The organism is Dielma fastidiosa, assembly GCF_000313565.1.
Taxonomy (GTDB): Bacteria; Bacillota_I; Bacilli_A; order Erysipelotrichales; family Erysipelotrichaceae; genus Dielma; species Dielma fastidiosa.
The window spans coordinates 190,942-203,101 of record NZ_HE578923.1 but is presented as its reverse complement, the minus strand read 5'-3'; the positions used below and the strand labels follow the sequence as shown (position 1 = coordinate 203,101).

Sequence of the window (12,160 nt, the reverse complement as noted above, 5' to 3'; positions counted from 1 at the left end):
CTTAAGTATTTAGCTTAAGGGATTAAGTTGCCAGCCAAGAATTCAAGAACAATCTGATTGAATATCTGATCGTGTTTAAACGCGCAGAAATGATCTGCCTTAGGGATAATTGCCAGCTTTGCATCAGGCAGTGAAGCGGCAATTTTTTGTGTATGTGCCTTTTTAATCATATCATGCTCACCCGCAATGACTAGTACCGGACATTGAACGCGTGTCAAATCTTTAAATGACAGCTTAGGTTCCTTGACCATCAGTGCGAGCAGCTGCCGATTAAGCCCTTTAGCGAAAACATATTCACGCAAAATTGACAGATATACACTAGTTTTCAGACCGCTTGGCATAATATTGGCCCCATTTAAAATAATGCGTTTAAATAATTGCGGCTGTTTCAACGCGGCCAGTAAAGCAATATTAGCTCCATCACTGAAGCCCAGCACATTCACCGGCGGCAGATTTAATGCCTCAATGGCCTTTATGACATCATCAGCCATCAGCGTTAAAGAAAGCGGCGCTGTACCTACATCGCTTTTACCGTGAGCACGGCTGTCCATAAAAATACATTGATAATATTTTGTGAATAATGACTGCTGACGCTGAAAATAATGACTGTCTTCACCATTGCCATGGAGAAAAAGCAAGGGCTCACCCTCGCCTTCAATTTCCAGATACAATCTGCATTGATTTACATAAATAATGGTTTCCATGCTTATTATTATACATCAAAGCCATTCATTGAATCACTCATTTTTATCTAAATTTCATCAGGATATCATTTGAGCGCCGATTTCATAATGCCATTCATTATCCGTTTTAACCGCCTTGCAATCAGCAAACCAATAAGCGCCTAAACCACTGCGCCATTTCTGTATTGTGAAAGTAAAATGGTTCTCATCGACAGTCTTAGCTTCAAGATTAAACAGCAGTCCTTTCTCAAAATATAGATTTTCATCATCGATAAGCCCTTCTTCTACAAGCTCATCATATGTTGCGGCCCGGGTATCAGTGCCCAGCATACTGCCGGCCATCCAGATCAACGCATCTTTTTCTGCTTCATCCAGATTGTCAGCCTTGCTTAGATCAAAAGCAATCATCTCAATCTTATCATTCAAGCCTGGATCAGTATCAAATAAATCCTGTATCACATCCAGATAGAAGCCAATCAGGTCATCTTCTTCTTTGACCACCTGAATTGATCCAATACATTGAATTGACATAGGATATGTTTCATTCACGGTTCCATTCGTGTCGATTAATACCTGCATTCCTTCCTTTAATGATTGAGTATCAAATTCACCGCCAACGTGTACTAAGCCATCCTTTCCCAGGATCATCATCTGATCATCTTTTATTTCCACAATTTTGCCCTCATACTGATAATGATCAATAGCATCAGGACGGACAAGAGTGCTGCAGCCGCATAACAGCATTAATAGCATTGCACAGATAATTTTCATAAGCAGACCCTCCTTCTTTACTTTATTATGTCACTGAATGCCATGTTTTGCCAGCTTCCATTCTTAAGTTGCATTGATTGCACAATAACTTGCAAAGAAAAATGAGCATTCGCTCATTAGTTTTTTAAACAAGATTGTACCGCAAAGCTGCCCAAGCCGGCATGACATGTAAGTACGGCAGGTAATTGTATAATTTTAAAACTCATATCAGTGCCAAACGCTTCTTTGGCCTTACTGAGAAAGGCTTCAACATTCTCCATGCCTTCAGCCTCCATGATATAAAATTCATGGGTTTCAGCATTTACGTTACGCTTTTTAAATTCTTCAATGATCATATCATAAATCTTGGAATCTGTTCTGGCCATTCCATATTTTTCAACGCAAGTACCATCTTCCTTTAAATAAAGCAGCGGCTTAATTTTAAGTAATGAAGCCATACCGGCAGCAACTGGTGAAATGCGGCCGCCTTTTTTCAGCTGCTCCAAATTCTTCGGATAAAGCATTGAATAAGTATCTTTGATTTTTGCCTTAAGCATTGTCAAAATATCATCCAGTGAACGTCCCGCATCCGCATAACGCTTCGCAGTCAATGCCATATCCAGCATTGGCGCGCCAACAGTCAGCGAATCAATCACATGTACATTTTTCATATCCAGATTTTTGGCGGTCATCAAGAAGCCTTGATAAGTGCCTGACAGATAAGAACTAATCGTAATAATTAGGATCGCATCATAATCAGCAGCCTTCCATTTCTTCATTAATTCTTCTACTCTGCCGATGTTAGGCTGAGAGGTTGTCGGCATCTCACCATTACGCAGCAAATCGGCAAACTGCTCGGCATTAATATCAATACCATCTGCATATTCAATCCCTTTATTCAGTACGCTGAGTGGTACAATTTCAATTCCGTATTTCTCTGAATCCTGAGGAATCAGTGTGGATGTAGTATCTGTAACTATCAAGAATTTAGACATAAATTTCCTCCGTTAAGTGAATTCATTATAACATGGTCAAACAAGAAGTCAATCATTTTTTGACTTTATTAATTATTTAGTCATTTTATTAAGAGAGCTTGTTCGTCTTCTAAATCACTTAATTTTATGGTACAATGTCTGCATAGAGGTGAGATTATGAGCAGTTCAGCATTAACAAAAAAAGAATTGGGTCATGCTTTAAAAGAATTGATGAACCTCATGCCCATGAATAAAATCACCGTCGCCATGGTATGCGAAAAATGCGATCTGAACCGTCAGACCTTTTATTATCACTTTCAGGATATTTATGAATGCCTTGGTTATATCTATCAAAGTGAAGTTATCGAAAAGCTTCCGGAATTTGATTCTTTAGAACAATGGCCGGACCACTTTTTGAAAATCTTGAAATATATCGAACAGAATAAGGTATTCTGTCTGAATACATTTAATTCATTAGGCCGCGATCATTTGGAGATGTTTCTTTCAGAAACCTCATTTGCGATGGTAGAGAACGGTATCCGTCAATTTGCTCATGATGTGAATATTGATCCGGACAGACTTAATTTCATTGTTAATTTTTATGCGATTGCATTCTCTGGTTTAATTATTCAATGGCTGACCCGCGGCTGCCGTGACAGCAGTGAAGAGCTGGCGGCTACCTTATCAACGATGCTGCAGGGAAGCTTTACTAACGCGATTGACAATCTTAGAAACCAATAAGCATAAAAGCATCAGTCTAAGGCTGATGCTTTCTTATGTGCGGGTATCCCTTAAAATTAAACTTCATGTGCCGAATATACAAATTTCCCTGAATCATATCTGAGAGCCATTGTCCCTTTACCTGATAATTCAAATGTAAATAATGAAAGTAAATACTTCCTTTAAAACTAAATTGACGCTCATCAAAAGTGCCGCCAAAAAAGGAAGCATTTGCGCTGCCGATATTCAGCACACCATTTAATGCCTGTTTCTCAATCATGAAAATCAGATAGCCGCTCCGCTTCCCCCGCGGTGTCTCAAACACTAGATCATAATCCTTATCCACATTATCACTTCCAATTTAATCATAAGCAAATTCATAGCTTCTGCCATAGACAGCCATTATTTCATGTCCGATAAACAGACAGAATACTCTATTTGTCTAGTTTTTCTTGTTTGATTGAGCTTCATAGCGGGTTTGTATCTGCATACAGCGAAGCATAAACCCGATGGCCCAGAAAGGAATGCAGAACAGCATGAGCATCGCATAGGGCATAGGCAGCAGCATCGGCAGCAAAACAATCAGCAGCAGCATGCCGAATAAAATGAAATTCCTGCCCAATGCATGATTATAACCGCAGATGTCTTCTACCTTTGGCCGCTCCTCAGCATTTGCCATATATTGAACTGGATATGAACAATGTGAAATCCTGATACCCAGAATGATCATCAGCAGCACTGATCCGATATAAATCAGCCAAAGCATTATTTCTTAGTTGGCATACAGGCAGCAATACGGCCAGCCAAAACATTGAATGGCATTGTCTGCAGCCAAACTTTACCTGGGCCTGTCAAGGTAGCCAAAAATAATCCTTCGCCTGAAAACAGGACATTCTTGACCCCTTTAACTGTTTCAACACTAAAATCAACGCTTGGTTCGTAGGCTGCGATATAACCTTGATCCACCTTCAGCTTTTCACCAGGTTTTAATGTTTTTTCCATCACTTCACCATCGATTTCCAGAAAAGCTGTACCAGGGCCGCTGATTTTCTGTAAGATAAATCCTTCTCCGCCAAAGAAACCAGCACCCGCCCGTTTGTTAACAAACACTTCCAGGATGACGCTCTCCTCGGCAGCTAAAAACGCTGTTTTTTGTATGATTAATGATTCACCTTCGCTTAGCTGTACAGGTAAGATATTTCCCGGGAAACTGGAGCCAAAGGTAATCTTACCGCCTTCCTTAAGACATGTATAGGTTGTCATAAATATCGATTCACCGCTGAATGCCCGTGCCAATCCTTTCATCAGGCCGCCGCGGGTATTGCTGTTCATCTCAAAGCAGTCATCCATCCAGCTCATGCCGCCGGACTCAGTATATACACTTTCATCCTTACCGAGAGTCAATTCCACAGCTGGCAGCTGATTGCCGATTATTTCATATTTCATTTTAATTCCTCCTGTTGTTTCTTATATTATATACGATAAAAATAAAAAGATAGCTGACATTTCTGTCATGCTACCTCTTTATGAAATTAAAAGGAGTTAATCAGCCAGTTTGAATAATTCATCAACGGGTGTCTCAAGAAATTCAGCAATCTTAAGAACAGTAAGCAATGAAGGATTGCCCTTACCCGCTTCCAGCTGTGATATTGTTTCACGCCTTACACCGACACATTTTGCCAGTTCTTCCTGTGTCAGATGCGCATCTTTACGTATTCTTTTTAAATTTGAGAACCATTTATCAGCCTGCATGACGAGCCTTGCTCTCCTTAACCAGCTTATCGATTCCCTTTGCAGTGGCAGGATGGCATTTTCCACAGCTGCCGCTGCAGCCTGAACAACCGCCGCCGCAGCTGCCATGGTCTTTAATCAATGAGCGAATTGCCATGATACAAGCCGCCAGAAGTATGAGTCCTACAATGAGTGTACCCATGAGTTCACCTCTCTATCCTTTCAGATTAGAAAATCATATTACCAATCAGATTAATCAATAATGCAGCAATATAAGCAACACCACATTGGAAAGCAATGGTAATCCATGTCCACTTAGCACTGCCCATTTCTCTGCGAATAGCACCGATAGCAGCAAAGCATGGCGCGCATAACAGATTAAATACCATAAATGAATAGGCGGATACCGGTGTAAAAAGCTGCGAAATCTGTGTCCATATTTCAGTACCATTTTCAGCCACTTCCTCTAAGCCATACAGGACACCAAAGGTACCGACAATATTTTCTTTCGCTATCAAACCGGTAAAGGTTGCGACAGCTGCCCGCCAGTCACCCCAGCCAAGCGGCGCAAACAATGGAGCAATCACATTACCAATTGATGCCAAAATACTTTCATTTGCATCAACCATTTCAAATGACCAGCTGAAGCTCGACATAAACCATACGAGAATAGTTGCCAGCAGGATTATCGTTCCTGCTTTTTTAATAAAGGCTTTAGCACGATCCCACATATGGATAAACAAGCCCTTGACACTAGGCCAGTGATAGGCCGGCAGCTCCATGACAAACGGCGCTGGATCACCGCCGAAATATTTAGTTTTCTTTAACAGAATCCCGCAGACAATTACCGATGCCAGACCGATAAAATACATACTTGCAGATACCCAGGCAGCATCGTTAAATAAGGCACCGGCAAAGAGTCCAAAGATTGGCAGCTTTGCTGAACAAGGAATAAAGGTTGTCAGCATAATTGTCATTTTGCGGTCCTTTTCATCCTCTATTGTACGGCTTGCCATGATTCCCGGCACCCCGCAGCCTGTTGAAATCAGCATTGGAATAAAGCTTTTTCCAGATAACCCAAATTTGCGGAAAATTCGATCCATGATGAAGGCAACACGGGCCATATAACCGCAGTCTTCAAGAATTGAAAGCAGGAAAAACAGTACCATGATTTGAGGGACAAAGCCGAGTACAGCGCCGACACCGGCAATGATGCCATCTTGAATCAGACTGGTTAGCCATGGCGCGACATTTAATGATGTCAGCAGTGAATCAGCCGCATTGGGGATTATTTCACCAAACAATACATCGTTGACCCAATCGGTACCCATCGTACCGATCGTACTCATAGCAATATAATATACCGCCCACATTACTAAAGCAAAAATAGGCAGGGCCAGCCAGCGATTGGTAAGGACACGGTCAATTTTATCCGATATGGTCAGTGCCTCATGGTCATGACGAATCATGATTTGATCACGAATTTTAGCAATATACTCATAGCGGGCATTGGTTACAATACTTTCCGCGTCATCATCGTATTCCTGTTCGATTACTTCACGGGCTTTTTTTACAGATGCTTTATCATTTTCACTCAACGTTATATCCTTAAGACTTTCCTGATCATCCTCTAACAGCTTAACAGCATACCAGCGTGAGGATGTTTTATCAGCCTTATCACTTAATAGCTTTTCACACTCAAGCACCTTTTCTTTAAGCAAACCGGTATAAATTTCAACCGGATGATAGGCCGAAGCATGTTCAGCCAATGAAAGCGCCTTTTCAATCATCCCATCAATGCCATTTGACTTTAACGCGGATATTTCACAAACCGGGCAGCCTAGACTTTTCGATAATTCATCAGCATGCAGCACATCTTTGCGTTCTTCGATGATATCAATCATATTTAATGCGATGACTGTCGGTATCCCTGTTTCAAGTAACTGGGTAGTCAGATATAGATTTCTTTCAAGATTAGTCGCATCAACCAAATTAATGATGACATCTGGTTTTTCCTGCATCAGAAAGTTTCTTGCGACTACCTCTTCCAAAGTATAAGGCGATAATGAATAGATGCCTGGTAAATCGATAACAGTAACATCTTTATGTCCCTTCAATTTACCTTCTTTTTTTTCAACCGTAACTCCTGGCCAGTTGCCGACATATTGACTGCTGCCAGTCAGCGCGTTAAATAATGTTGTCTTACCGCAGTTTGGATTACCTGCAAGTGCGATTCTCAAGCTCATAGTTTCCCTCCAATAGTTAACTTAAGTTAACTGATGATTCAAAAATTAAACAGAGTGACCTCTGCTTATAAAATTTCGATTTTCTCCGCATCCGCTTTACGAATACTTAATTCATATCCTCTTACTTTTACTTCCATGGGATCACCTAATGGTGCAACTTTACGAATATATACTTCCACGCCTTTAGTAATTCCCATATCCATAATTCTGCGTTTCAGCCCCTTTTCACCATCAATTTTACTGACAGTGACAGTTTCACCGATTGACGCCTGACTTAATTGTCTCATACCCATCCTCCTTAGACTTCTACCTGGATTTTACCGGCCAGCTTCTCATCAATAGCAATTCGGCTGTCCTTGATATTTATAATCATATTTCCAGCATTGCGGGCAGTAATATATACATCGGCACCGGGTACAAATCCCAGATTTTTCAGATGTGTGCAAACATCTTCTTTGCCACGAATTTCAATAACCTTCATGCGTTCACCAATTCTACCTAATAAGAGCGGCATCATGCTACCTCCTTGGTTAGTTTAATCTAACTCACACCATGAGTTTACCTCGGATAACATTATTTGTCAATAGGCTGATAGCATATAAATATAATTTTTTCAAATGAAATGCATTCCCAGATTCAGGGAATAAGAAAAGATCTCTTCTATAATTGGAAGAGATCCTAACGAATAAAATAAATTATTCTTCAATACTGTCCTCAGCAACTGTTGTTTGCTGAATTTCTTCAGGAAGTGAGTCGGTTGGCTGAATGATTTCATTTTCTGGTTCAATTATGTCAGCATCTGTCTCATTAAACAGAGTGGGTTCAATACCATTAACTAAAACTTTCAGAACACTGTCTTCATAATAGAAGGTATAAGTGGTATCAGGTTCAAAATCAAATGATTTACCATTAATTGTTGCATTAAAGGTTAAATCACGAACATATTTTTCATCTGTAATTTTATCATAATAACCATCGGCTTCTTGTGTTATAACCCTAAACCTAGCATTAATGCCTGTATTGATTGTAACAGGACTCTCTCTGTCTGCATTTTTATCAATTACAATATTCCCAGCAAAACTGCCATTTATAATAAAAGCCGTACCCTTTTCCATATTGATAAAAGATGCAGGGCGATCCGGATATTGTGTCGTGCTTGTGTTTACCACATCATCAAACTTATCATAGAAAACCAGTGTGTTTTCTTCATTAAGAATAAGTTCAGCACCCTCTTTCACATATAACTCTGACCCAGTAAGGAATTTAAAATCATTTTCAAATGTATAAATGCCGTTGCTTAAGATATAGGTTGTGTCTCCGTCAACCGGATAAATAAAAGTACCTGTCGATAAATCAAGACCTACAATGTTTAATGTACTGCTTGACGCTGCCGCACCACCATTTATTAAAAAACTAGTTCTCGACAAATCACTATTTCGAGTGATTAGCAATTCAGCATTATCTGTCAAACGAATCAGTCCATTATAACGATCAACTAATGGAAATCTTGTTTTATTATAAGACCCTGACGCATACATTTTTACTATTCCTGTATAGCTGCCATTATCCATAATGGTAATTGGCACTTCAACATTCTGACAGTCCGCTTCATTCATCGGATACACGTTATGATTCAAAACAACCTCGGATGCTTGTGAGCCGCCGCGCCAATTCTTAACTACATATAAATCTCTTAAAGTTCCATTTTCTTTTACAATAACTTCACCTGAACCCTTTACAAAGCCTGCTGAATCAACTAGACCATTACCACTGATTATCAGTGTACCATTTAGATTCAGCTGACCATAGCCGCCTGTATTATCCATATCAAAATGACCGGCGGCCGCTCGTCCAGTGACCGCATTAATAATCAACGTTCCCTTTACCTCTAAAGTGATATTTTCTGGAACGGTAAGGCTTTGATATAGCTGTTTATGATCATTACGATCTGCAACTGTACCATCAGGGTTGTATTGTGCTTTATTTTCAATTCGTGCATCATAACCCTCATCACCGCTTATACATGGTACGACTAATGTTCTACCCTCTGGAATAATTAGGTTCTGATCTAACGTTAAATCATCCATCAAGATTATATTATCAGTTAATTCACTTGCAAAAGCTTCCTCTAGACTAGTGAATATCTGATCACCAATTCTTGCTACATAAGTGCCCGCTTCCGCAAATAATGCATGAATATTTACATTATCAGTAACAGTAATTTCATATGTTTCTGAATGAGTCAGCAGTTCGTTTGCTTCATTATACCAACCCATGAATAAAACATCTGCATTTGGTAAAGCCGTAAAACTTACACTTCTGCCAATAGAACTCATGGTTCCGCTATCAAGTGCATTACCTTTTGTATATGAAGCTGAAACAGAACCTAATGAATCATCAGATGAAGTAAACTCTATTTTTACATCCCCTTGCAAGAAGCGAACATTCTTAACAGCCGGTGAACCAGTCTCTTTTGCTGAGTGATAATAAGCCATATAAGTATCTTTAACAGCATCTGCATTAACATCAATAGGTAATGTATAGGTCGTCCATTCACTACTGGCAGGTAATTTTATTTTCGTTTTACTAGAAGACCATGACTTTATCAGTGCACTGTCTAACATTAGATAACTGCTTGATTGAATAAAGTCCGTCTTATAATCAAATTGAAGAAGACCTGAACCTGTAGTTGTTAAATGAAGGTTTTCGTATCTATAACTACTACCAATTTCATTAGGACTAAAAGCCAGAAAACCTTCTTCATTATAAATCTCATTTGACAGCTTCCATTCATAACCTGTGTAATTTTTTCCTGATATACTTTCCGCAAGAACAGAACCTTCGGTAACAATATTATTTAATGCCACGCCAACATTTATTGTTATGACACGCTTTACGGATGCATGATTTGCACGATTAGCGGTCAGTGTTATGACAACATTATCTTTTGGCTGTGATAGGATAACGGTATTGCCCTGATATTCCACAGGTTTTCCATTCACCTCAACAGCAATTGTCGTTTCTTCTTCAAGTGCTCCCATTATAATGTGATATTCATTATCCGTTTCACTAATCGCATTTTGTTCAATCGTTATATCTTTTTCGGCAGCATTATAATCTGCAGTCACTGAACCTGTACGCTGTACAGTCAACGTTTCCGGCAGTTTGGCGTACTCATAAAAACGAGCTTCTAATTCACGATCAGTTAATAAATCAAAAGAAATACTGCTTTTTTCACTATATAGTTCACCATTCTCATACCAGCCCATAAACGCACAATTATACAATGGAGCAGCTTCCAAGGTTATGGCATTAGCTAGTTTCAACGAATAACTCTGCCCGTTATCGACTGAAATTCCATCAGGCTGTTCACTATTTTTTAAAATCACAGTACCTTTTGTGGTATCATAATTTACTTTTAAGCTGCGTACTGCTGGATTACTTTCATCTAAGAATTGAATATTTGATAACCATAAAGCATCTAATGCTCCATTTCCTGATGAATCTTTAACATAAGATATCTTAACTTGATTGACATCTAGAGGTAACGTAAATTGTCTTGTAATTGGTGTAATATTCTCAAAAGAAGTAAATACAGAACCATCAACCTTATATGGTTCTTTAATCTTTGTTTCTTCACCATTGATTATTACGGAGAGATAATCCCAAGAATCTTCACTTGAAAGCAGATAATCAAAAAGCAAATACCCTTTTCCCTGCACACTAAATTCAATTTCAGATACACTGTCATCAATTCCTTCATTGGTACTTTTCAGCCAATCTCTATCTAATACATGATTGATTGCGAAAGGATTATTCGTATTACTGACATCTGTAAAATGTTCATCAATAAACATGCTAGATACATTAATTGTACTATCAGGTGATATAACATTCAGTGTATAAACAGCTGATAAACCACTGCCATCCTGCGCTAATCCCGTAATAACAGCAGTGCCGGGATTTTTCGCAACCAAATAATAATCCTCAAAATCAGCTACTCCTGGATTATCTGATGACCATTCCAACCATATATTTGTAGCATCAGACGGATAATATTCATAATAAATATCTATAACAGAACCTGCCACGACAGTATTGCTATCTATATAAGGTGTCAGTGACGTCATTTTTGATGTATCTGCGGTTATAGTGATATTTGCTTTATTACCGTAAATGTCACTAGCCGTAATCATACAGGTACCCAAACCCATTACTGTAACAAAACCATTTTCATCAACTGTTGCCACTGCATCATTTGATGAATGCCATGTTACCTTTTGACTTGCTGTTGAAGGTTTTACAGTTGCATGCAATTGAATTGTATCAGATACTTCGAGCACTTGATCAGTCTCTTGAATCGATAGTTCGTAAGTAATCGGTGTGTTGCCTCCACCTCCAGAGCCACCTGCTGAGCCGCCAGCTGAAGGTTTATTTACTTCTGGTGCTTTCTCAACATCTTTGCCTGTTTCTACATCTTTAATTACTGTATCCTTGCCAGCTTCTACGCCATCAACGTTTGCTTCAACTTTGTTAATTGTTCCGCTTCCTTCAATTTTTACTGGAGCATCTGCTGTAATTGTGCCTACTGTACTGCCTTTTGATACTTCTACCTTCGTATCTTTTGCACTTTCTGTTACCAAAACATTCTTAACATCGGCATTTACCTTGATTTGTGTATCAGTCTTTACTTCAAGGCTTTCCACCGGTGCTTGGATATCAACACTTGCATATGTCCGTGTACTTACTTCCTGTGCAGGGACTTCAATCACGATTTCACCTTTAGTTGTTGACTGCACTTCAATCTTCTCTACTTCCCCTTTGAAGCTCTTATCCGGTGTTACCGCCGCTGTCTCTTCCAATACGATTGTCTTAACTTCTGTTTCACCGCTTAATACAACTTCTGTATTTCTTGTCTGTGTACTGATTGCTTCAATCTTTGAATCAGTGATCGTTAACTTACCCGCTGTCTTGTTGTCACCAATAACAACTAATTTGCCTTTTACAGTTACACCTTTCAGCTCTAATGCTTTCGCTGTTGTCACATCAACATACA

Annotated in this window: 13 protein-coding genes; 1 reads left to right on the top strand and 12 read right to left on the bottom strand. The window is 39.3% G+C overall.

Features of this window, described 5'->3' with window-relative positions; all coding sequences use genetic code 11:
• Nucleotides 1-14: 14 nt before the first annotated feature.
• The 3 genes from DAHG_RS01325 to DAHG_RS01315 all read right to left on the bottom strand — a co-directional run bounded on the left by DAHG_RS01325 (nucleotide 15) and on the right by DAHG_RS01315 (nucleotide 2,428).
• Nucleotides 15-704: an alpha/beta fold hydrolase gene (locus DAHG_RS01325; protein ID WP_022936513.1), complete on the bottom strand. Its 690-nt coding sequence runs from the start codon at nucleotides 702-704 to the stop codon at nucleotides 15-17.
• 57 nt (nucleotides 705-761) lie between these two features.
• Nucleotides 762-1,454: a hypothetical protein gene (locus DAHG_RS01320; RefSeq protein ID WP_022936512.1), complete on the bottom strand. Its 693-nt coding sequence runs from the start codon at nucleotides 1,452-1,454 to the stop codon at nucleotides 762-764.
• 116 nt (nucleotides 1,455-1,570) lie between these two features.
• A complete protein-coding gene (locus DAHG_RS01315; protein WP_022936511.1) occupies nucleotides 1,571-2,428 on the bottom strand; it encodes a DegV family protein in 858 nt (285 codons plus the stop codon).
• 156 nt (nucleotides 2,429-2,584) lie between these two features.
• Between DAHG_RS01315 and DAHG_RS01310 the strand changes: the two genes are divergently transcribed.
• Nucleotides 2,585-3,148: a TetR-like C-terminal domain-containing protein gene (locus tag DAHG_RS01310; protein WP_022936510.1), complete on the top strand. Its 564-nt coding sequence runs from the start codon at nucleotides 2,585-2,587 to the stop codon at nucleotides 3,146-3,148.
• A gap of 16 nt (nucleotides 3,149-3,164) precedes the next feature.
• Here DAHG_RS01310 and DAHG_RS01305 read toward each other — a convergent pair whose 3' ends face one another.
• The 9 genes from DAHG_RS01305 to DAHG_RS18380 all read right to left on the bottom strand — a co-directional run bounded on the left by DAHG_RS01305 (nucleotide 3,165) and on the right by DAHG_RS18380 (nucleotide 11,966).
• On the bottom strand, nucleotides 3,165-3,473 hold the full coding sequence (locus DAHG_RS01305; protein ID WP_022936509.1) for a hypothetical protein: 309 nt from the start codon (nucleotides 3,471-3,473) through the stop codon (nucleotides 3,165-3,167).
• Between the two features lie 96 nt (nucleotides 3,474-3,569).
• Complete coding sequence (locus DAHG_RS01300; protein ID WP_022936508.1) at nucleotides 3,570-3,893, bottom strand: hypothetical protein; 324 nt, start codon at nucleotides 3,891-3,893, stop codon at nucleotides 3,570-3,572.
• Entirely contained in the window at nucleotides 3,893-4,573 is a 681-nt protein-coding gene (locus DAHG_RS01295) for a TIGR00266 family protein (RefSeq protein ID WP_022936507.1), read from the bottom strand. Before DAHG_RS01295 ends, DAHG_RS01300 begins: the two co-directional genes overlap by 1 nt.
• Before the next feature lie 96 nt (nucleotides 4,574-4,669).
• Nucleotides 4,670-4,879: a helix-turn-helix transcriptional regulator gene (locus DAHG_RS01290; RefSeq protein WP_022936506.1), complete on the bottom strand. Its 210-nt coding sequence runs from the start codon at nucleotides 4,877-4,879 to the stop codon at nucleotides 4,670-4,672.
• Nucleotides 4,869-5,060 (bottom strand): FeoB-associated Cys-rich membrane protein, encoded by a 192-nt coding sequence (locus tag DAHG_RS20820; RefSeq protein ID WP_022936505.1) that lies wholly within the window; start codon nucleotides 5,058-5,060, stop codon nucleotides 4,869-4,871. Before DAHG_RS20820 ends, DAHG_RS01290 begins: the two co-directional genes overlap by 11 nt.
• 25 nt (nucleotides 5,061-5,085) lie before the next feature.
• Nucleotides 5,086-7,104, bottom strand: coding sequence for a ferrous iron transport protein B (gene feoB, locus DAHG_RS18385; protein WP_022936504.1), 2,019 nt, complete (start codon nucleotides 7,102-7,104; stop codon nucleotides 5,086-5,088).
• A 65-nt stretch (nucleotides 7,105-7,169) separates the two neighbouring features.
• Nucleotides 7,170-7,391: a FeoA family protein gene (locus DAHG_RS01275; protein WP_022936503.1), complete on the bottom strand. Its 222-nt coding sequence runs from the start codon at nucleotides 7,389-7,391 to the stop codon at nucleotides 7,170-7,172.
• Nucleotides 7,392-7,402: 11 nt separating this feature from the next.
• Nucleotides 7,403-7,621, bottom strand: a complete 219-nt coding sequence (locus tag DAHG_RS01270; protein WP_034456310.1) for a FeoA family protein — start codon at nucleotides 7,619-7,621, stop codon at nucleotides 7,403-7,405.
• Nucleotides 7,622-7,799: 178 nt separating this feature from the next.
• Nucleotides 7,800-11,966: an Ig-like domain-containing protein gene (locus tag DAHG_RS18380; protein WP_161650491.1), complete on the bottom strand. Its 4,167-nt coding sequence runs from the start codon at nucleotides 11,964-11,966 to the stop codon at nucleotides 7,800-7,802.
• Nucleotides 11,967-12,160 lie beyond the last annotated feature (194 nt).

Coding starts and splice junctions, on each gene's coding strand:
- DAHG_RS01325 (WP_022936513.1), bottom strand. CDS start 704: ATGGAAACCATTATTTATGTAAATCAATGCAGATTGTATCTGGAAATT.
- DAHG_RS01320 (WP_022936512.1), bottom strand. CDS start 1,454: ATGAAAATTATCTGTGCAATGCTATTAATGCTGTTATGCGGCTGCAGC.
- DAHG_RS01315 (WP_022936511.1), bottom strand. CDS start 2,428: ATGTCTAAATTCTTGATAGTTACAGATACTACATCCACACTGATTCCT.
- DAHG_RS01310 (WP_022936510.1), top strand. CDS start 2,585: ATGAGCAGTTCAGCATTAACAAAAAAAGAATTGGGTCATGCTTTAAAA.
- DAHG_RS01300 (WP_022936508.1), bottom strand. CDS start 3,893: ATGCTTTGGCTGATTTATATCGGATCAGTGCTGCTGATGATCATTCTG.
- DAHG_RS01295 (WP_022936507.1), bottom strand. CDS start 4,573: ATGAAATATGAAATAATCGGCAATCAGCTGCCAGCTGTGGAATTGACT.
- DAHG_RS01290 (WP_022936506.1), bottom strand. CDS start 4,879: ATGCAGGCTGATAAATGGTTCTCAAATTTAAAAAGAATACGTAAAGAT.
- DAHG_RS20820 (WP_022936505.1), bottom strand. CDS start 5,060: ATGGGTACACTCATTGTAGGACTCATACTTCTGGCGGCTTGTATCATG.
- feoB (WP_022936504.1), bottom strand. CDS start 7,104: ATGAGCTTGAGAATCGCACTTGCAGGTAATCCAAACTGCGGTAAGACA.
- DAHG_RS01275 (WP_022936503.1), bottom strand. CDS start 7,391: ATGAGACAATTAAGTCAGGCGTCAATCGGTGAAACTGTCACTGTCAGT.
- DAHG_RS01270 (WP_034456310.1), bottom strand. CDS start 7,621: ATGATGCCGCTCTTATTAGGTAGAATTGGTGAACGCATGAAGGTTATT.